This is a genomic window from Burkholderia sp. SIMBA_062, assembly GCF_046534765.1.
Classification (GTDB): domain Bacteria; phylum Pseudomonadota; class Gammaproteobacteria; order Burkholderiales; family Burkholderiaceae; genus Burkholderia; species Burkholderia ambifaria.
The window spans coordinates 1-20,599 of record NZ_JAWRYD010000043.1 but is presented as its reverse complement, the minus strand read 5'-3'; the positions used below and the strand labels follow the sequence as shown (position 1 = coordinate 20,599).

General features: G+C 67.9%; 16 protein-coding genes and 1 pseudogene. 9 read left to right on the top strand and 8 right to left on the bottom strand.

Annotation, left to right across the window (positions count from 1 at the left end; translation table 11 throughout):
• The first annotated feature begins 216 nt into the window (after positions 1–216).
• The 5 genes from SB786_RS31560 to SB786_RS31540 all read left to right on the top strand — a co-directional run bounded on the left by SB786_RS31560 (position 217) and on the right by SB786_RS31540 (position 6,167).
• Positions 217–1,131 (top strand): helix-turn-helix domain-containing protein, encoded by a 915-nt coding sequence (locus tag SB786_RS31560; RefSeq protein ID WP_212062139.1) that lies wholly within the window; start codon positions 217–219, stop codon positions 1,129–1,131.
• A gap of 477 nt (positions 1,132–1,608) precedes the next feature.
• Complete coding sequence (gene msrB, locus SB786_RS31555; protein WP_410730882.1) at positions 1,609–2,136, top strand: peptide-methionine (R)-S-oxide reductase MsrB; 528 nt, start codon at positions 1,609–1,611, stop codon at positions 2,134–2,136.
• A 37-nt stretch (positions 2,137–2,173) separates the two neighbouring features.
• Positions 2,174–4,030, top strand: a complete 1,857-nt coding sequence (locus tag SB786_RS31550; protein ID WP_410730881.1) for a cytochrome c biogenesis protein DipZ — start codon at positions 2,174–2,176, stop codon at positions 4,028–4,030.
• A gap of 52 nt (positions 4,031–4,082) precedes the next feature.
• Positions 4,083–4,826: a peptide-methionine (S)-S-oxide reductase MsrA gene (gene msrA / locus SB786_RS31545; RefSeq protein ID WP_410730880.1), complete on the top strand. Its 744-nt coding sequence runs from the start codon at positions 4,083–4,085 to the stop codon at positions 4,824–4,826.
• Positions 4,827–5,045: 219 nt separating this feature from the next.
• Positions 5,046–6,167 (top strand): Rieske 2Fe-2S domain-containing protein, encoded by a 1,122-nt coding sequence (locus tag SB786_RS31540; RefSeq protein ID WP_410730879.1) that lies wholly within the window; start codon positions 5,046–5,048, stop codon positions 6,165–6,167.
• Positions 6,168–6,237: 70 nt separating this feature from the next.
• Here SB786_RS31540 and hydA read toward each other — a convergent pair whose 3' ends face one another.
• From hydA to SB786_RS31515, 5 genes are all read right to left on the bottom strand, one after another.
• Positions 6,238–7,695 carry a dihydropyrimidinase gene (gene hydA / locus SB786_RS31535; RefSeq protein WP_006760704.1) on the bottom strand — a complete coding sequence of 486 codons (1,458 nt, stop codon included), beginning with the start codon at positions 7,693–7,695 and terminating at the stop codon, positions 6,238–6,240.
• A gap of 46 nt (positions 7,696–7,741) precedes the next feature.
• A complete protein-coding gene (locus SB786_RS31530) occupies positions 7,742–9,250 on the bottom strand; it encodes an NCS1 family nucleobase:cation symporter-1 (protein ID WP_410730878.1) in 1,509 nt (502 codons plus the stop codon).
• A gap of 99 nt (positions 9,251–9,349) precedes the next feature.
• Positions 9,350–10,657, bottom strand: coding sequence for an NAD-dependent dihydropyrimidine dehydrogenase subunit PreA (gene preA, locus SB786_RS31525; protein ID WP_011660851.1), 1,308 nt, complete (start codon positions 10,655–10,657; stop codon positions 9,350–9,352).
• A gap of 72 nt (positions 10,658–10,729) precedes the next feature.
• Entirely contained in the window at positions 10,730–12,067 is a 1,338-nt protein-coding gene (locus SB786_RS31520; RefSeq protein ID WP_410730877.1) for an NAD(P)-dependent oxidoreductase, read from the bottom strand.
• A 129-nt stretch (positions 12,068–12,196) separates the two neighbouring features.
• Positions 12,197–13,477, bottom strand: coding sequence for a Zn-dependent hydrolase (locus SB786_RS31515; RefSeq protein ID WP_410730876.1), 1,281 nt, complete (start codon positions 13,475–13,477; stop codon positions 12,197–12,199).
• 363 nt (positions 13,478–13,840) lie between these two features.
• On the opposite strand from SB786_RS31515, the gene SB786_RS31510 reads away from it, so the two are divergent.
• Entirely contained in the window at positions 13,841–14,533 is a 693-nt protein-coding gene (locus SB786_RS31510; protein ID WP_175699052.1) for a TetR/AcrR family transcriptional regulator, read from the top strand.
• A 114-nt stretch (positions 14,534–14,647) separates the two neighbouring features.
• On the opposite strand, the gene SB786_RS31505 is transcribed toward SB786_RS31510, so the two are convergent.
• From SB786_RS31505 to SB786_RS31495, 3 genes are read right to left on the bottom strand one after another with little or no spacing between them, the layout of a single operon-like run.
• Positions 14,648–15,838 carry an acetyl-CoA C-acetyltransferase gene (locus SB786_RS31505; protein ID WP_410730875.1) on the bottom strand — a complete coding sequence of 397 codons (1,191 nt, stop codon included), beginning with the start codon at positions 15,836–15,838 and terminating at the stop codon, positions 14,648–14,650.
• 30 nt (positions 15,839–15,868) lie between these two features.
• The gene (locus SB786_RS31500; RefSeq protein ID WP_410730874.1) at positions 15,869–16,636 is read right to left on the bottom strand and encodes a 3-hydroxyacyl-CoA dehydrogenase; all 768 of its coding nucleotides are present in this window, start codon (positions 16,634–16,636) and stop codon (positions 15,869–15,871) included.
• Between the two features lie 20 nt (positions 16,637–16,656).
• Positions 16,657–18,330, bottom strand: coding sequence for an acyl-CoA synthetase (locus tag SB786_RS31495; protein WP_410730873.1), 1,674 nt, complete (start codon positions 18,328–18,330; stop codon positions 16,657–16,659).
• 136 nt (positions 18,331–18,466) lie between these two features.
• On the opposite strand from SB786_RS31495, the gene SB786_RS31490 reads away from it, so the two are divergent.
• The 3 genes and pseudogenes from SB786_RS31490 (at position 18,467) to SB786_RS31480 (ending at position 20,319) form a co-directional block, all read left to right on the top strand.
• Positions 18,467–19,471, top strand: coding sequence for an AraC family transcriptional regulator (locus tag SB786_RS31490; protein ID WP_410730872.1), 1,005 nt, complete (start codon positions 18,467–18,469; stop codon positions 19,469–19,471).
• Positions 19,472–19,525: 54 nt separating this feature from the next.
• Positions 19,526–19,847 (top strand): annotated as a pseudogene (locus SB786_RS31485) (hypothetical protein); the annotation flags it as partial.
• Between the two features lie 100 nt (positions 19,848–19,947).
• The gene (locus tag SB786_RS31480; protein WP_410730871.1) at positions 19,948–20,319 is read left to right on the top strand and encodes a nuclear transport factor 2 family protein; all 372 of its coding nucleotides are present in this window, start codon (positions 19,948–19,950) and stop codon (positions 20,317–20,319) included.
• Positions 20,320–20,599: the final 280 nt, after the last annotated feature.

The following is a 20,599-nucleotide window of genomic DNA, read 5'->3' as shown; positions in this document are numbered from 1 at the left end:
ACGCGCACGGCCACGGTCCGGTCGCAGGCCGTTACCGCGCACGAGACGAGCGCAAGACGCGGGTGTGCGAGCATCCGTTGTCGGCTACGTTAAAATACCCGATACAAAAAAATAGACAAACATCGATCTTCGCGATGCCCCCGGCAGGATGGCGGCGCGGCGCGGTCGCGCAATTCGGTGTCTGTCGATTTTTCACCCGCCACCTAGAGGTACTTCATGTCCACCGCCGGTTCCCGAAAAACGCGTCTGCGCGGCGCGCGCTTCGACTTCGACAGCATTGGCGAGCGCTTGCGCGCGTACCGGATGGCTGCCGAGTTGCGCAGCGAGGATGTCGCCGAGCGCCTGAACATCTCGCGCGCGGCGGTCTACAAGCTCGAACGTGGCGAGATTGTAAAGATCGATACGCTCGAGCGGCTCGCCGCGCTGTTCGGCGTGTCGCTCGCGAACCTGATGGGCGTCGAGGTCGAGTATCACGATTCGGCGATCAGCTATTTCGAGCGCATGCGGCAGATCGAGAGCCGCTCGCAGCGGATCTTCGCGCATTTCGATCCGTTCTCGTTCCTGCTGACCTCCGACGATTACGAAGGCTGGCTGCGCCAGATGCTCGAGGAAAGCATCCCGCCGTCGCTGACCGATGCCGCCTGGCGGCAGACGCTGTCGAAAGTGATGGCGATCCTCGCGGACCGGAAAGCCGCGTTCCGGCGCGCACCGCTGAACGTGACGAGCCTGATCGGGCTGCGCCAGATCGAGCAGTTCCTGCACCACGGCCTGGTCGGCCGCCTCGGGCTGCCGCCGGGCGTGCAGCTCGAGCGCAAACTCGCCGCGCGCCGGGAAGTGATGCGAATCGTCGGGATGCTCGAGGACGATGCGAAAGGCGTGCGTATCGGTATCGTCAGCGACAACCTGCCGAACGAGACCTTCCAGATCTTCGAGGACGACGACAGCGCGCATATCGCGGTATCGCCGTTCCGGCTCGGCGAGCTGCCGAACATTCGTACTGGCATCGCGACGATCACCACGTCGGCGGATGCCGTCGCGATGTACCGGAAGATGATCGACCGGCTGTGGACCGATTCCACGAAGGGGGCCGACGGGGCCAGGCTGCTCGTCGAGCTGCTCGACCGGGCGTAGTGCGACGTCGCATCGACCACGCGCGATCCCGGTTGACCCGCATCGCGCGCGTTCCTGCACTGCTCTTCCTTTTGCGCCGAACCAGCCCGGAGGAACGCCCATGATCGACTTGTCAATGCTCGCGCTGTTTTCGGGCGCGTGTCTGATGCAGAGCGCGGCTTCTATTGCCGGCACGGTGTCCGGGACAACCCGCGTGAGGCGCCGAAACCATCTTCCAAGACGGCTCTCGGCGACAGGGAAAGCAGTCTGCTTTTGTTCGCGCGAAAGCCACGCGTTAACCTCTGCGAACTGGCGCTCGGTAAATATCGGCGGCTCACCCGTTCGAGGGCCCTTGCCAGTTGGCGCTTCGACGGATTCCACCGCCCCCCGCGAAACACCCCAATCATCACGAATCCTTTAACTTTCCGTGAGGACTTCGACACCGGCCGCTGCCTACTCTGTGCGCATGTTTTCAGGATCTGCTTCAAGGAGCCCGTCATGCCCACCCGCAGACATCTGCTGTTCGCCGGCGTCACCGGCCTCGCCACGCTCGCAGGGCTGTCGTCGGCTGGCCGCCGTGCGCTCGTCGGCCGCGCTTTCGCCGCGCCGCCCGCCGCCCCGATGGCCGCCCCGTTCGAGATCACCCGCAGCGACGCCGAATGGCGTCGCCGCCTCACGCCCGCCCAATACACGGTGCTGCGCAATGCCGGCACCGAGCCGCCGTACAGCAGCCCGCTGAACGCCGAGCACCGCCACGGCACGTTCGCCTGCGCCGGCTGCGACCTCGCGCTGTTCTCGTCCGACACCAAATTCGACAGCCACACCGGCTGGCCGAGCTTCTGGAAGCCGCTCGACCACGCGGTCGCGACCGAGACGGATCCGTCGTACGGGATGGCGCGCACCGAAGTGCACTGCCGCCGCTGCGGCGGCCACCTCGGCCACGTGTTCGACGACGGCCCGCCGCCCACCGGCCTGCGCTACTGCATGAACGGGCTCGCGCTCGCCTTCCACCCGGCCGCCGCCTGACGGGCCGCCGCCTTCCTGAACGACCGGAGACTGCCCCATGCTGCTCATCGTCCTTGCCTATCTCGGCGGCGTCCTCACGATCCTGAGCCCGTGCATCCTGCCCGTGCTGCCGTTCGTGTTCGCGCGCGCCGACCAGCCGTTCGTACGTACCGGCCTGCCGTTGCTGATCGGCATGGCGCTCACGTTCGCCGTCGTCGCGACGCTCGCCGCCGTCGGCGGCGGCTGGGTCGCGCAGGCCAACCAGGCCGGCCGCTGGCTCGCCATCGTGCTGCTTGCGGTGTTCGGCCTGACGCTGCTGCTGCCGCGCTTCGCCGAACACCTGACGCGCCCGCTCGTCGCGGCCGGCAACCGCCTCACCGGCTTCGCGCAGCGCGACGGCCGCCCGGCGGGCCCGATGTCGTCGCTGCTGCTCGGCGTCGCGACCGGCCTGCTGTGGGCGCCGTGCGCGGGCCCGATCCTCGGGCTCGTGCTGACTGGCGCCGCGCTGCGCGGTGCGAGCGTCGGCACGACGGTGCTGCTGGTCGCGTATGCGGCCGGCGCGGCGACGTCGCTCGGCGTCGCGCTCGTGATCGGCGGCAAGGTGTTCGCCGCGATGAAGCGCTCGCTCGGCGCCGGCGAATGGATCCGGCGCGGGATCGGCGCGGCGCTGCTGGCCGGCGTCGCCGCGATCGCGCTCGGCCTCGATACGGGTGCGCTCGCGCAACTGTCGACCGTCACGACGGGCAGCCTCGAGACGAAGCTCGTCGACCGGCTCGGCGGGCGCTCGAACAATGCACCGGCCGCCATGTCCTCCACGAGCGACACCGGCACGGCGGGCGGCGCGATGATGGCCGCGGCGACCGATGGCGCACCGGCGGCCGGCGGCGCGATGATGCGCGCGGCCGGCACGACGCCCGCGACGCAGGCGCCGGCCGCGCTGCCCGTCGAAGGCACGCTGCCGTCGCTCGACGGCGCCGTGCAGTGGCTGAATTCGCCGCCGCTCACCGCGGCCGGCCTGCGCGGCAAGGTCGTGCTCGTCGATTTCTGGACGTATTCGTGCATCAACTGCCTGCGCACGCTGCCGTACACGACCGCGTGGGCGCACAAGTACGCGCCGTACGGGCTCGTCGTGATCGGTGTGCACGCACCGGAGTTCGCGTTCGAGCGCGACATCGGCAACGTGAAGAAGGCCGTGCATGACCTCGGCATCGACTACCCGGTCGCGATCGACAACGGCTATGCGATCTGGCGCGCGTTCGGCAACGAATACTGGCCCGCGCACTACTTCGTCGACGCGCAGGGGCGGATCCGCCATCACCACTTCGGCGAAGGCGAATACGCGCAGTCGGAACGCGCAATCCAGTCGCTGCTCGCCGAAGCCGGCCACCCGGAAGCGCTGAACGTGCCGCTCGGGCTCACCGGCGCGCCCGCGAAAGGCGCGCTCGCGGCGGCCGACAGCGCGGACGTCCGCTCGCCCGAAACCTATGTCGGCTATGCGCGTGCGGAAGACTTCACGTCGCCGGGCGGCGTCGTGCGCGACACGGCGCACCGCTACGACGCGCCCGCTCACCCCGACCTGAACGACTGGGGCCTCGCCGGCGCGTGGCAGGTCGGCGCCGAGCGCGCGACGCTCGCCGCGCCGGCCGGCAGCATCGTCTACCGCTTCCATGCGCGCGACCTGCACCTCGTGCTCGGCCCGGGGGCGAACGGCAAGCCGGTGCGCTTTCGCGTAACGCTCGACGGCGCGGCGCCCGGCGCGGCACACGGCGCCGACGTGGACGCGCAGGGCTACGGCACCGTCACCGGCCAACGCCTGTACCAACTGGTCCGGCAGCCGGGCGCGATCGCCGACCGCACGTTCTCGATCGAGTTTCTCGATCCGGGCGTCGATGCGTATGCGTTCACGTTTGGTTAAGGACTGCTGCCCGGCCAGCTCATTCCATCCCTCGTTTTCGAAGGAGCAATTCATGATCCCGACATCCACTCGCAATTCCGCACCGCGGCGGCGGGCGGCCATGCTGCGCCGCATCGGCGCGATCGCCGTCGCGGCCGCCGCCGTGTTCGGCTACCAGCGTGTCGTCAGTTCCGCGGAACCGATGCGCACGGTGCCCGCGCCCACGCTCGACGAAACCCCCGGCACATCCCACGAGGAAACCGCCGTGATCGCCGGCGGCTGCTTCTGGGGCGTGCAGGGTGTGTTCGAGCACGTGAAGGGCGTGAAGCAGGTCACGGCCGGCTATGCGGGCGGCGCATCCGAAACCGCGCACTACGCGCTGGTCGGCACCGGGCTGACCGGCCATGCGGAATCGGTGCGTATCGTCTACGACCCGACGCAGATCACGTACGGCCGGCTGCTGCAGGTGTTCTTCTCGGTCGCGCACGATCCGACCGAGCTGAACCGTCAGGGCCCCGACGAAGGTTCGCAATACCGGTCCGCGATCTTCCCGACCACCGCGCAGCAGCGGGCCGTCGCGACCGCGTACATCGTGCAGCTCGGCACCGCGCACACGTTCGCGTCGCCCGTCGTCACGCGCGTCGAGCCGTACAAGGGCTTCTATCCGGCCGAGGCGTATCACCAGAACTACCTCGAGCTGCATCCCGACGCGCCGTACATCGCATTCAACGACCTGCCGAAGGTCGCCGGGCTGAAGCAGCGCTTCCCGACGCTGTATCGTGCCGACGCGGTGCTGTGGCGCGACGCCCATCTGTGACGGGCAGCCGGCGGCGCGGCGGCCGGCCGGCGGCATGACGCGGCCGGCCCGCGCCGCCGGCCGCGTTTGAGCTGCATCAACGAAACGCATGCCGCGCCGACGGGGCAAACCCGGATCAGGTCAGCTTCACGGGCCAACTTCGCGTAGACTTCTCCAGATCAAGTCCCCGCCGCCTCACGCGGCGGCCGGAACTCACCAGCTTGCCAGGAGGCGTCACGCATGAGCGCAGTGCCTTTGTCTGACAGCAGCACCCTCGAAGAACCGTCCACCGGCGCGGTCGTGCGCGACCTGCGCCGCGTGCCCATCCATCCCGACCACTGGTATCCGCTCGCGTGGTCGCGCGAGCTGAAGCGCGGCAAGACGCTCGGCGTGCGCTTCGCCGGCGAACCGATCGTGCTCGTGCGCACCGAATCCGGCGCCGTGTATGCGCTCGAAGATCGTTGCGCGCACCGCCAGGTGCCGCTGCATGCGGGCGTCGTGTCCGGCGAAACGCTGCGCTGCTGCTACCACGGCTGGACCTACGCGTGCGACAGCGGCCGCTGCGTCGACGTGCCTTACCTGGGCCGCGACCGTTTGCCCAACGGCGTGCGCGCGTATCCGTGCCGCGAGGCGCACGGGCTGATCTTCGTGTTCCCCGGCGACGCGACGCTCGCCGACGAACGCCCGTTCCCCGCGCTCGAATCGGCGGACGACCGTGCGTATAAAACGCGCCGCTTCGGCCGCGAGGTCAAGTGCCACTACTCGTTCATGCACGAGAACCTGATGGACATGAACCATCAGTTCCTGCATCGCAAGCAGATGGGACAGATGCGCGCGCGCAGCGTCGGCCGCCGGCGCGGCGACGACTGGGTCGAGGTCGACTACACGTTCACGCGGATGGAAGGCAAGCAGCCGGTCGGCGAGGCGCTTGTGTTCGGCGCCAGCAAGAAGCCGGCCGACCAGTCCGACAAGAGCGTGATGACGGTGCGCACCCTCTACCCGTATCAGACGCTGCAGATCCGCTCGAGCGAGGGCACGCTCGTGATGGACCTGTGGATCGTCTACGTGCCGCTCGACGCGGAGCAGCGCACCAACCGCACGTTCGGTGTGCTGTCGATCCACAAGCCGGGCATCCCGTTCGCACTCGATCTCGCGTGGCCGCTGCTCGTCTGGTTCACCGAGCGGATCTTCCGCGAGGATCGCTGGATCGTCGAGCGCGAACAGGAAGCGCACGACCGGCAAGGCGCCGACTGGAACCACGAGGTGTTCCCGGTCATCAACGAACTGCGCGACCTGCTGCGCCAGTGCGGCGCGCGCACCGTGATCCCGATCCGCGAAGCGAACGCGAGCGACGCGCGCTGACCGCCGCGGCGAGCGCGCGCGCCTTCGTCCGGTTCGCGCGCTTCGCCCGCTTTGCCCGCTTCGCCCTCGGTCAGCCCGTGCGCTCGACCGGATGCGGCTCGCGCAGCCGGTTCGCGATGCGGGCGGCCTCGTAGTAGCCGGCGGCCGGCGGCCGCTCCAGGTAGCGGCCCGCGCCGCGCACCGCACGCAGTTCGCCGTCGGCCCATGCGAGCGCGCCGCGCGTGAGCGTGTGCGTCGCGACGCCCTGCACGGTCATCCCTTCGAACACGTTGAAATCGACCTGCTGGTGATGGGTTTTCACCGAGATCGTCTTCGTCGCGGCCGGATCCCACACGACGAGGTCGGCATCGGCGCCGACCTGCACCGCCCCCTTGCGCGGATACAGGTTGAAGATCTGCGCGGCGTTCGTCGACGTGATCCGCACGAACTCGTTCGGCGTGATGCGGCCGTGATTCACGCCGTGATGCCACAGCACCGACATGCGGTCCTCGACGCCGCCGCAGCCGTTCGGAATCTTCGTGAAGTCCTCGCGGCCCATCGCCTTCTGCGACGCGCAGAACACGCAGTGGTCGGTCGCCGTCGTATGCAGCTGGCCGGCCTGCAGCCCGCGCCACAGCGCCTCGCGATGCTCGGCCGAGCGGAACGGCGGGCTCATCACGTGCGCGGCCGCACGCGTCCAGTCCGGGTCGCGATAAACGGCCTCGTCGATCACCAGATGGCCCGGCAGCACTTCGCCGAACACGCGCAGCCCTTCGCTGCGCGCGCGCGTGATCGCATCGACCGCGTCCTTCGACGACACGTGCACGATATACACGGGCACGCCCAGCACCTGCGCGATGCGGATCGCCCGGTTCGCGGCCTCGCCCTCGACCTCCGGCGGACGCGACAGCGGATGCGCTTCCGGCCCGGTCATCCCGCGCGCGAGCAGCGCCTGCTGCAGCCGGAACACGAGTTCGCCGTTCTCCGCGTGCACCGTCGGCAGCGCGCCGAGTTCGAGCGAACGCGAGAAGCTGTTCACGAGCACCTCGTCGTCGGCCATGATCGCGTTCTTGTACGCCATGAAGTGCTTGAAGCTCGACACGCCGTGCTCGCGCACAAGCGTGCCCATGTCGCGGTGCACCGATTCGTCCCACCACGTGACGGCCACGTGAAAACCGTAGTCGGCCGCCGCCTTCTCGGCCCAGCCGCGCCATTCGCGGAACGCGTCCATCAGCGGCTGCTTCGGGCTCGGGATCACGAAGTCGATGATGCTCGTCGTGCCGCCCGACAACCCGGCGGCCGTCCCCGAATAGAAATCGTCGCTCGCCGTCGTGCCCATGAACGGCAGTTCCATGTGCGTATGCGGATCGATGCCGCCCGGCATCACGTACTGGTCATGCGCGTCGACCACCGTCGCGCCGGCGGGCGCGTCGATCGTCTCGGCGATCTGCAGGATCGTGCCGCCGTCCTGCGGGTCGGCACACAGTACGTCCGCGCGATAGGTGCGGTCCGCATCGACCACGGTGCCGCCGCGAATCAGGATTGCCATGTCGTCGCCTCCTCGTTGACTGTCGGGTGTCGCATGCCTGCGCGCATCACGCGCTCGCGATCTGCGCGCGCTGTGCGGCGCGCCACTTCATCCAGGTGCCGTACACGCCGGACGCCAGCACGAGGCCGACGAACCACGCGTACGTGTAAAGCGTGTTGAAGAAGGCCGGCACGTTCGTGAACGACGCCGGGAATGCGGTATGCAGGAAGCCGGGCAGGTTCGGCAGCACGCCGATCGCGAGCGCGGCCAGCGCGGCCGGGTTCCAGCCGCGCGCATAGCTGAAATCGCCGCGCTCGTCGAACAGCGCGTGCGTATCGAGCCGCGTGCCGCGAATCAGGAAGTAGTCGACCATCAGGATGCCCGCGACCGGGCCGAGCAGCGCCGAATAGCCGACGAGCCACGTGAAGATATAGCCGTCCGTCGTCGCGAGGATCTTCCACGGCATCATCACGATCGCGATCGTCGCGGTGATCATCCCGCCGGTGCGATACGAAATCGCCTTCGGCCACAGGCTCGAGAAATCGTAAGCAGGGCCGACGAGGTTCGCCGCGAGGTTGCAGCACATCGTGTCGAGCGTGAGAATCACCAGCGCGATGCCGACGCCGACGCCGGTCATCCGGCTCGTCAGGTCGATCGGATCCCAGATCGCGTTGCCGTAGATCACGACGGTCGCCGACGTCACGACGACCGACACCACCGACAGCAGCGCCATCGGCAGCGGCAGCCCGATCGACTGACCGATCATCTGGTCGCGCTGCGAATGCGCGAAGCGCGTGAAGTCGGGAATGTTCAGCGCGAGCGTCGCCCAGAAGCCGACCATCGCGGTCAGGCCCGGCCAGAACGTCGCCCAGAAGAGTCCGGCCTTCTTGCCGCCCGCGACGAACTGCGACGGCGCCGACAGCATCGAGCCGAAGCCGCCCGCCCGCGACGTCGCCCACCACACGAGCGCGACGCACATCACGACCTTGATCGGCGCCGACCAGCTCTCGAGCCAGCGGATCGAATCGGTGCCGTGCAGGATGAAGTAAATCTGCAGCGCCCAGAACACCAGGAAGCACGCGAGCTGCCCGAACGAGATGCCGACCACCGGCAGCGCCGCGCCGTGCAGCGCGTTGCCGGTCAGGATGTTCAGCAGCGTATAGATTGCGCTGCCGCCGAGCCAGGTCTGGATGCCGTACCAGCCGCATGCGACGATCGCGCGCAGCAGCGCCGGCAGCTTCGCGCCCTGCGTGCCGAACGACGCGCGCACGAGCACCGCGTATGGAATCCCGTGCTTCGCACCCGCATGGCCGACCAGCAGCATCGGCACGAGCACGATCAGGTTGCCGAGCAACACGGTCAGCACCGCCTGCCACGGCGACATGCCTTCCTGGATCAGCCCGGCCGCGAGCATGTACGACGCGATGTTCATCACCATCCCGACCCACAGCGCCGCGAAGTGGTACCACCGCCACGTGCGCTGCGCCGCCGTCGTCGGCGCGAGGTCGTCGTTGTACAGGCTGCCGGCCGGCGCTGCGGCGCTGTCGGAATCGGCGGGAATCGCTGCTGGTTTCATCGAAAGCGCTCCACGTAAACGTCGGCGCCGGCATCGCGCGATGCCGGCGAAACAGGACACAAGCGGCGGCGCGGCCCGTACCGCGCCACCGGCCGCCGGTCAGGCCGCCTTCGCGTGCTTCGCGGGTTCCGCCGGGCCGGCACCCGCGTCGGCACGTGCCGGATTGTTCGGATGCGTGGTCCAGTTCGCATAGTCGCCCGCGTCGACCCGCTCCATCGTGATGCATTGCTCGACCGGACACACATGCATGCAAAGATTGCACCCGACGCACTCCGCGTCCACCACTTCGAAATGCCGCACGCCGTCCTTCTCGGCGGTGATCGCCTGGTGCGACGTGTCCTCGCACGCGATATGGCACAGCCCGCACTGGATGCAGCGGTCCTGGTCGATGCGCGCCTTGATGTCGTATTTCAGGTTCAGGTATTTCCAATCGGTGACGTTCGGCACCGCGCGGCCGCGGATGTCGTCGAGCGTCGCGTAGCCCTTCTCGTCCATCCAGTTCGACAGCCCGTCGGCGAGATCCGTCACGATCCGGAAGCCGTAGTGCATCGCGGCGGTGCACACCTGCACGCTGCCGGCGCCGAGCACCATGAACTCGGCCGCGTCGCGCCACGATGAAATCCCGCCGATGCCGGAGATCGGCAGGTTCGGCGTTTCCGGGTCGCGCGCGATCTCCGCGACCATGTTCAGCGCGATCGGCTTGACCGCGGGGCCGCAATAGCCGCCGTGCGTGCCCTTGCCGTCGACGGTCGGCATCGGCGCCATCTGGTCGAGGTCCACCGCGACGATCGAGTTGATCGTGTTGATCAGCGACACGCCGTCCGCGCCGCCCTTGTAGGCGGCGCGCGAGCCCATCCGGATGTCGCTGATGTTCGGCGTGAGCTTCACAAGGCACGGCAGCTTCGTGCCTTCCTTGACCCAGCGCGTGACCATCTCGACGTATTCCGGCACCTGCCCGACGGCCGCGCCCATCCCGCGCTCGCTCATCCCGTGCGGGCAGCCGAAGTTCAGCTCCACCGCATCCGCGCCCGTATCCTCGACGAGCGGCAGGATCCATTTCCAGTCGCGCTCGTTGCACGGCACCATCAGCGACACGATCAGCGCGCGGTCGGGCCAGTCGCGCTTTACCTGCGCGATCTCTCTCAGGTTCACGTCGAGCGGACGGTCGGTGATCAGCTCGATGTTGTTCAGCCCGGCGATCCGCTGGCCGTTCCACTGCACCGCGCCGTAGCGCGAGCTGACATTGACGACGTGCGGATCGAGCCCGAGCGTCTTCCAGACGACGCCGCCCCAGCCCGCCTCGAACGCGCGGTTGACGTTGTACGCCTTGTCGGTCGGCGGCGCGGACGCGAGCCAGAAGGGATTCGGCGAAGTGATGCCTGCGATGGTGCAGCGAAGGTCGGCCATGTTCGGCTCCGTGAAAATGGGGCGTTTATCGTGATCCGCGCGGCATGCGCGATGCCGTTGCGTTCGCCGCGCTCACGCGGCCTTCGCGTCGCGCTGCGCGAGCGCCGCGTCGATCGCGGCCGCGGCGCGCTTGCCGTCCTGCACGGCTTGCACCGTGAGGTCGATACCGCCCGTCGCCGCGCAATCGCCGCCGGCCCACACGTCGGGCAACGCGGTGCGTCCGTCCGCATCGACCGCGATGCGCGTACCGTCCGCCGTCAGCAACGCGGCCGCGACACTGTCCGGCACCAGCGTCTGGCCAATTGCCTTCAGCACCATGTCCGCGTCGACGGTGATGCGTTCGCCCGACGCAGCCTCGAATTCGACGCCCGTCACGTGCCCGTGCGCGCCCGCGATGCGCACCGGCTTCGCGTGCGTGACGAGCGTGACGCCGCTCTTTTGCGCGAACTCGCGTTCGGCCCACGTCGCGCTCATCGCATCCACGCCGCGCCGGTACACCATCGTCACGCGCTCGGCACCGAGCTTGCGGCTCTGCACGGACGCGTCGATCGCCGTGTTGCCGCCGCCGATCACGACCACGCGCCGCCCGACCGGCACGTTCTCCAGCCCGTCGGCCTGTCGCACCTGCTCGATGAAGTCGACCGCGTTCATCACGCCGGTCAACTGCTCGCCGTCGATCGCGAGCGTGCGCACGCCGCCCAGCCCCATCGCGAGAAACACCGCGTCGTGCCGCTCGCGCAGCGCATCGAGCGTCACGTCGCGGCCGAGCGCGACGCCCGTCTCCAGCGCGATACCGCCGACCGACAGCAGCCACTCGACTTCGCGCTGCGCGAAATCGTCGACGGTCTTGTACGCGGCGATGCCGTATTCGTTCAAGCCGCCCGCCTTCGGCCGTGCGTCGAACAGCGTGACGCGATGCCCGGCAAGCGCGAGCCGGTGCGCGCAGGCGAGGCCGGCCGGCCCCGCGCCGACCACCGCGACATGCCGCCCCGTATCGGGCGCACGCGTGAAACGCACCGCCCCGGTCGCCATCGCCCAGTCGGTCGCGTGCCGCTGCAGCGCGCCGATCGCGACCGGCTGCGCGTCCTGATGATTGCGCACGCACGCGCCTTCGCACAGGATCTCGGTCGGACATACGCGTGCACACATCCCGCCGAGCGGATTCGCGGACAGGATGTCGGTCGCCGCGCCCTTCAGGTTGCCGTTGCCGATCTTGCGGATGAAGCTCGGGATATCGATCTGCGTCGGGCAAGCCTGCACGCACGGCGCGTCGTAGCAGTAGTGGCAGCGGCTGGCGGCGGCCGCGGCGGCAGTCGGATCGAGCAGCGGCGCGATATCGGCGAATTCGCACGAGAGTTGCGTGGACGTCAGGCGATGCGCGGCGATATCGCCGGTTGGCTTGGTGGTCATACGCGTTCCTTCGACTGAGTGGAGACAAAGCCGTCCCCGCCGGCTGCAAACGCACAGCCGGGTCGGCTATGTTTTGGAGTGCTACGGTCAGGCGATGAGCAGCCTGCCGGCCGCGCTATATTCGATCCGTCATGAAGCCGGCTCGCACGCACGCGAGAGCATCGCGTGCAGCAGCACGTTCGCGCCTGCCTCGATCCAAGCAGGCGTCGCGTCCTCGATCTCGTTGTGGCTGATGCCGTCGACGCAGGGCACGAACACCATCGACGTCGGCGCGACCTGCGCCAGATAGCACGCGTCGTGTCCCGCTCCCGACACGATGTCGCGATGCGAGTAGCCGAAGCGGTCGGCCGCGTCGCGCACGGCCGCCACGCAGGCCGGATCGAACGCGACGGGCTTGTAGTAGAAAATCTGCTCGAGCGCGGTCTCGAGCCCGATCTCGCCCGCGATGCGCGCGACGCCGTCGCGCAGCGCTGCATCCATCTTCGCGAGCACGGCGTCGTCCGGATGACGGAAATCGACGGTGAAGAACACGCGGCCCGGAATCACGTTGCGCGAGTTCGGATGAATCTGCATCATCCCGACCGTCGCGCAACCGAACGGCGCGTGATCTAGGCCGATCCGGTTCACGAGATCGACGACGCGCGACGCGCCGAGCAGCGCGTCGCGGCGGCGCGGCATCGGCGTCGGCCCCGCATGCGCTTCCTGGCCGGTGAACGTGATCTCGTACCAGCGCTGCCCTTGCGCGTCGGTCACCACGCCGATCGTCTTGCACTCCGCTTCGAGAATCGGCCCCTGCTCGATATGCAGCTCGAACGCTGCGTGCAGCTTGCGGCCGCCGCACGGCACGTCGCCTGCATAGCCGATGCGCGCCAGCTCCTCGCCGATCGTCTTGCCGTCGACGTCCTTGCGCGACAGCCCGTATTCGAGCGAAAACACGCCCGCGAACACGCCCGACGCGACCATCGCCGGTGCGAAGCGCGAGCCTTCCTCGTTGGTCCAGATCACGACCTCGACGGGATGCTCGGTCTCGATGCCGTGATCGTTCAGACTGCGAATCACCTCGAGGCCGCCGAGCACGCCGTAGATGCCGTCGAAGCGGCCGCCCGTCGGCTGCGAATCCGCGTGCGAGCCGGTGACGACCGGCGCGGCGTCCACCACGCGACCCGCGCGACGCATGAATACGTTGCCCATCGTATCGACCGTCACCGTGCAGCCGGCCGCCTTCGCCCAGCCGACGATCAGGTCGCGCCCGGCCTTGTCGAGATCGGTCAGCGCGAGGCGGCAGACGCCACCCTTCGGCGTCGCGCCGATCTTCGCCACCTCCATCAGGCTGTCCCACAACCGTCTGCCGTCGACCTTGATCGACGTGTCGAATGCTGCCCGCTTCACTGTTTCCGATACCGTGTCCATTCGTATCGCTCCTGTGGGGTCGGTCATGTCGTGATCCGGTCGATGCCGGTGCACGCATTGCTGCTGTCGGGGCAAACCCGCACCTGCGAGGTGCGGGCGCGCATCGTTCGTGCGATTCGTCCGATCGATCGGCGGGGGTGCTCGCACTGCGTATCGCCACTTGTCGAATCCTGTCCGATTGGACAGGTTTTAGACCATCAAAATGTCCAGCGCAACGTCTTTCTTGCGCGACTGGTTCGAGCGAGAACCGTGCCATCGCATCGCAGCATCGCGCATGCACCGATAATGCGCGCACGTGCGTTCGATGCGAACCTGCGACTAGAATGAAGCCCAACGCGGCACCGATGCCGCGCGAGGGCAACGATGAGACATGACGAAGCGGCCGCCGCAGCCGGCGGCCACGACGAAACGGGCACGCCTTTGCGGCGACGCAAGGCGCACATCCGCGAGTCCAACGAAGCGCATCTGCTGGCGTGCGCGGAAGCCGTGTTCGCGGAGCGCGGGCTCAACGGCGCGAGCACCGCGATGATCGCCGAGCGTGCGGGCCTGCCGAAGGCGAACCTGCATTACTACTTCCCGACGAAGCTGGCGTTGTACCGCCGTGTGCTCGACGACCTGTTCGAAGACTGGCACCGCGCGGCCGGCTCGTTCGAGGCCGGCGACGATCCGGTCGAGGCGATCGGCAGCTACGTGCGCGCGAAGATGGATCTGTCGCGACGGCGCCCGCTCGGCTCGAAAGTGTGGGCCAACGAGATCATCCACGGCGCCGAGCACATGCAGGACATCCTGTCGGAACGTGTGAAGCCCTGGTTCGACACGCGCGTGCACGTGATCGAAGGCTGGATCGCACGCGGGCTGCTCGCACCGATCGATGCGCACGCATTGATGTACCTGATCTGGGCGACCACGCAGCACTATGCGGATTTCGATGCGCAGATCCGCGCGCTGAGCGGCAAGCGTGCGTTCACGCAGAAGGCCTTCGCCGAGAAGACCGAGCACGTCGTGCAGCTCGTGATCCGCGCGTGCGGTGCGGTGTCGCCGGGCGCGAGCGCGTAGCGCGATCGCGCATTCCCGGGAAAACAAAACGGGCGACGGGCACGATGCCCGCCGCCCGCGTCGCGAGAGACGGCTTACTTGCCGTCCCGCGCGTGACGCGTGAACGCGTTCGCGTTATGCGACGCGCTCGATAGCGATCGCCGTCGCCTCGCCGCCGCCGATACACAGCGATGCGATGCCGCGCTTCAGGCCATACGATTCGAGCGCGGCCAGCAGCGTCACCATCACGCGCGCACCCGAGGCGCCGATCGGATGGCCGAGCGCACACGCGCCGCCGTGCACGTTGACCTTGTCGTGCGACAGGTCGAGATCGCGCATCGCGGCCATCACGACCACCGCGAAGGCTTCGTTGATCTCGAACAGGTCGACGTCGCGCAGGTTCCAGCCGGTTTTTTCGGACAGCTTGCGAATCGCGCCGATCGGTGCCGTCGCGAACAGGCCCGGCTTGTTCGCGTAGGTCGAATGCCCGACGATCACGGCCTTCGGCGTGAGGCCGAGCCGCTCCGCTTCCGAGCGACGCATCATCACGAGCGCGGCCGCGCCGTCGGAAATCGACGACGAATTGGCCGCCGTCACCGTGCCGCCTTCGCGGAACGCCGGCTTGAGCGTCGGAATCTTGTCGAGCTTCGCCTTGCCCGGTTGTTCGTCGATCGAGACCACCGCTTCGGTCTTGCCAGCCTTCACGGTCACCGGCGCGACCTCCGACGTGAAGCGCCCTTCCGCGATCGCATGTTGCGCCCGCGTCAGCGACGTGATCGCGAACGCGTCCTGCTCCTCGCGCGTGAACTGGTAGGCCTGCGCGCAATCCTCCGCAAACGTGCCCATCAGCCGGCCCTTGTCGTATGCGTCCTCGAGCCCGTCGAGGAACATGTGGTCGAGCACCTGGCCGTGACCCATGCGCATCCCCGCGCGCGCCTTCGGTAGCAGATACGGCGCGTTCGTCATGCTCTCCATCCCGCCCGCGACCGCCACGTCCGCCGAGCCGGCCAGCAGCAGGTCGTGCGCGAACATCGCGGCCTTCATCCCGGAGCCGCACATCTTGTTGACCGTGGTCGCGCCCGCGGCCAGCGGCAATCCGGCCTTCAGCGCGGCCTGTCGTGCCGGCGCCTGACCCTGGCCGGCCGGCAGCACGCAGCCGAACACGATTTCGTCGATGCGCTCGGCCGGCACACGCGCGCGCTCGAGCGCTGCGCGAATCGCCGTCGCGCCAAGCTCGCTCGCGCTGGCCCCGGCGAGATCGCCCTGAAAACCACCCATCGGCGTGCGTGCCGCACCGACGATTACGATCGGATCCTGTGTCGTCATGATCGAGTTTCTCCCGTTCCAGTTCCAGTTTCAGCGCGGCGCCATGCGCAACGCGCCATCGAGACGGATGACTTCGCCGTTCAGCATCGTGTTCTCGGCAATATGGCGCACCAGCGCCGCAAATTCGTCAGGGCGGCCGAGCCGCGGCGGGAACGGCACGCTCTTGCCGAGCGCGTCCTGCACGTCCTGCGGCATGCCGGCCATCATCGGCGTCGCGAAGATACCCGGCGCGATCGTCACCACGCGAATGCCGAACCGCGCGAGTTCGCGCGCGATCGGCAGCGTCATGCCCACCACGCCGCTCTTCGATGCCGCATACGCGGCCTGCCCGATCTGCCCGTCGAACGCCGCGACCGACGCGGTGTTGACGATCACGCCGCGCTCACCTTGTGCGTCGGCGTCCTGCTTCGACATCGCGTCAGCCGCCAGCCGGATCATGTTGAACGTACCGACCAGGTTGATCGACACCGCGCGCGCGAAGCGCTCGAGCGAATGCGGGCTTTCGCAGCCAACGACTTTCTCGCCCGGTGCGACGCCCGCGCAGTTCACGAGCGCATCGATGCGGCCGAACGCGTCGCGCGCGGCGGCAACGGCAGCTTGTCCGTCGGCTTCGCTCGTCACGTCGGTCTTCACGAAGCATGCGGCCGCACCGAGTTCGCGCGCGAGGCTCGCGCCGGCATCCTCATTGACGTCCAGCAACACCGCCTTGCCGCCTGCGGCCACCACCATGCGCGCCACCGCGGCGCCGAGGCCCGAACCGGCGCCCGTAATCATAAAAACGCGATCCTCGATATTCATTCGCACTCCATATTCAGTCTTCAGGATTGAGCGGTCTTCTCGGCTTCCATCTTGCGCAAAACAAAGCGCTGGATCTTGCCGCTCGGGGTTTTCGGCAGCGCGTCGACGAAGTCGATCGCGCGCGGATACGCGTGGGCCGACAGCCGGCGCTTCACGTGCTGGCTCAGTTCGTCGGCCAGCGCCGGCGTGCCTTCAAAGCCTTTCGACAGCACGACGAACGCCTTCACGATCTCCGTGCGCTCCGGGTCCGGCACACCGATCACCGCGGCTTCGCTGACGGCAGGATGCTCGATCAGCGCGCTTTCCACGTCGAACGGTCCGATCCGGTAGCCGGACGACGTGATCACGTCGTCCGCGCGGCCGATGAAGCTCACTGTGCCGTCCGGCTCGAGCTCGACGTTGTCGCCGGTCCGGTAATAGCCGCCCGCGATCGCCGGCGTATCCTGCTGCCAGTAGCCGGAGAACCACAGCAGCGGCGAGCGTGCGATGTCGATCGCGAGGTTGCCGGGCTCACCCGGGCCGAGCTCGCGACCGGCTTCGTCGAGTACCGCGACGCGATAGCCGGGCATCGCGAGCCCGGCCGAACCGACATGGACGACGTGTGTGAGCCCGTGATGGTTGTTCACGACCATCCCGAGTTCGGTCTGGCCGTAGTGATCGTGGATCGGCGCGCCGAGCGCCGCGTGGAACCAGCGCACGACTTCCGGATTCAGCGGTTCCCCCGCGCTGCTGACGACCCGCAGTTGCCCTTTCAGCCGCGCCGCCACTTCGGTGCCGGCCGCCATCAGCATCCGGTACGCCGTCGGCGAACCGGCGAGGCTCGTGATGCCGAGCCGTTCGATCACGTCGCAGGTGCTGTCGACCGTGAAGCTGCCTTCGTACAGCGTCGTTGCATGGCCGAGCAGCAGCGGGCCCGTGATCGCGTAGTAGAGACCATATGCCCAACCGGGGTCGGCGATGTTCCAGAAGCGGTCGCTATCGCGCAGGTCCACCGCGTCGCGCATGTATGCGCCGAACGCAAGCAGTGCGCGCAGCGGCACCGGCACGCCCTTCGGCAAGCCCGTCGTGCCCGACGTCGACATCATCATGAACAGGTCGGTGCCCTTGCGCGGCACCGGTTCGAACCTGCCCGACTGCGCGTCGAGCGCCGCACGGAAATCGATGTCGCGGGCCGGCATCGTGTCGCCCGGCTCGCGCACCGTCGCGACCGGCGGGCAATCCGCGATCTCGTCGAGCTTCGCGCGATTCGCGATATTGGTGATGACTAACCGTGCATCGCTCATGCGCAGCCGGTGCTCGATCGCCTTCGGTCCGAACGCAGTGAAAAGCGGCTGGTAGACGGCACCCGCGCGCCACGTGCCGAGGATCGTCGCGACGAGTTCGGGCGTGCGCGGCAACAGGCCGGCCACCACGTCGCCCGGCTTCACGCCCTGCGCGACCAGCAGGTTCGCGACGCGCGCCGACAGAGCCTGCATTTGCGCGAATGTGAAGCTGTGGTGCCGGCCGCCGACGTCGATCCAGTCGAGTGCGATCGCGTTCGGGTCCGCCGCCGCATGCCGGTCGCAGCATTCGGCGCAGGCGTTCAGACCCTGCTCCAGATCGCCGTGCAGATATGCCGCGGCGGTCTCGATACGGAAGCCGGCCACGGCGTCGGCGTAGGCCGGCACCTCCCGGGCGGTTGCTCCATCACGCATGCGTGTCTCCTGTTCGTTATGACCGCCGGCGAACCGAGGGTATATCGATGATGGTAGACAGCAGTCACATTGCAATCAATGACAAACCGAATCTAGAATCGTGATCGCTTTTGCCATGTCTGGAGGGCATGAAAAAATGGGGCCGCAGATGATCTCGCCCGATTTCGTCGAGGATGCGCTCGAGAGCCTGCGCCGGCAACGGATTCCGGTCGGGCCGGTGCTGCACGCCGCCGGCCTGCCGGCCGTCGTGCGCGGGCCAGTCACGCCGCAGCAGTATGGCCGGCTGTGGTTGGCGATCGCCAGCGCGATCGACGACGAATTCTTCGGGCTCGCGGCCCGCCCGATGCGGCGTGGCAGCTTCAGGCTGCTGTGCCATGCCGTGCTGGACGCGGGCACGCTCGAGAAGGCGCTGCGGCGTGCGCTGCAGTTCCTGCGCGTGGTGCTCGACGAGCCGCACGGCGAGCTCGTAGTCGCCGACGGACAGGCGCAGATCGTGCTCAAGCAGGCAGGCGCGCCCTATTCCGCGTTCGCTTACCGGACGTTCTGGCTGATCCTGCTGGGCGTCGCCTGCTGGCTGACCGGCCGGCGCATTCCGCTGCAGCGCATCGATTTCGCGTGTCCGAGCCCCGATCACCGCAGCGATTACCACCAGTTCTTCGGGGTACCGGTACATTTCGACCGGCCCGACAGCCGGCTCGCCTTCAACGCCGCGTATCTCGCGCTGCCGACGATCCGCTCCGCACAGGCATTGAAGACCTTCCTGCGCGGCGCGCCGGGCAACCTGCTGGTCCGCTACCGGCACGACACCGGCTGGGTGGCAAAAACGCGCGCGCACCTGAAGGCACTGCCGGCCGCCGAGTGGCCGGACTTCGACACGCTGGCCGTGCGCCTCGGCACGACGCCCGCGACGCTGCGGCGACGTTTGCGCAGCGAGGGACAGAGCTTCGCGTCGATCAAGGACGAACTGCGCGGCGCACTGGCCCAGTCGCTGCTGCGCGCACACCGGCTCAGCGTCGCGGAAATCGCGGCCGAACTCGGCTTCACCGAACCCAGCGCGTTTCATCGCGCGTTCCGGAAATGGACAGGCACGAGCCCGGGCGCGTTTCGGCGCGACGTCAATGCGGCGCAACCGGAGCATTGATGCGCTGCGGGGCCGGACACGCTGCGGAATCGGCGCGACACGCCGTCGACGCGCGCGGCCAACGGCTTGCTGACTTTCGTCGCGAGCCTGTTTCGAGGCGAACGCGGCTGGACCCGCATCGAGTGGCTTCCCCGTGCGCGACGCTATCGGCGATACCGCTCCGGATGCTGACCGACGACCCGACGATGTCGATCTGTCCGGTCACGCCGATCGAGCTTGCCGCCCTCGGCCTGATCATAGGCTGTGCGAGCTCAAGTACGCGCCAAGCACGTGGAATGTCGTGGTTGCGTTCTATCCCTCGGTCAACAGCCTCGCGCGGATCGGCATCTGCTTGCTGATGACGGTGCGGCGTCAGATGCTGTCGAAAGCGGAGTAGTCTCTGTCGAGTAGCCGTGATGCCGGAATGCGAAGGCCACCGCAGGCCGCCGGCGACCATGCGTAATCCTGATCATCTTCGAAATGATGCGAGGCCCGATATGGATGCAGTTCGTGCAGTCATCGAACCGTATGAAGCCGCACTTCGAGCGGCGATGCTCACCAACGACGTCGACGCGCTCGACACGTTGCTGGACGACGACCTGATCTTCACCGTCCCGACCGGGCAGGTCATTGCGAAGCACGACGATCTGTCCGCGCATCGTGCGAAGCAGTTGCGGCTCGACGCACTCGATATCCGGGAAATGGGGGCGAAGATGATCGGCGAGCTGATTCTCACCACGACGAAGGCGATGCTTGCCGGTCGTTTCGACGGCGCCGCATTCAACGGCATGTTTGCCTATACGCGCCTATGGCGCCGGTCGGGAAGCGACTGGCGGGTGGTTGCCGGACACGCATCGCAGATCGGTTGAGCTGCGGCATGCCGGCAATCGACGGAGTGCGGGAGCCGAAAGTGAGTCGATGCCGCGGCTGTCACGCACCGATATGCTCGGCGCGCAGGGACCTGGGCCAATGACGGGGAGAAGAGATGCGCCAACGACGACTGCGCCCTCGCTGCCATCGCCCTTTCCGCCGCGCCAATGCAAAAACCCCCGCCTTGTCGGGCGGGGGTTCTTGGCTTAGGGAGCCTGACGATTACCTACTTTCACACGGGAATCCGCACTATCATCGGCGTAGAGTCGTTTCACGGTC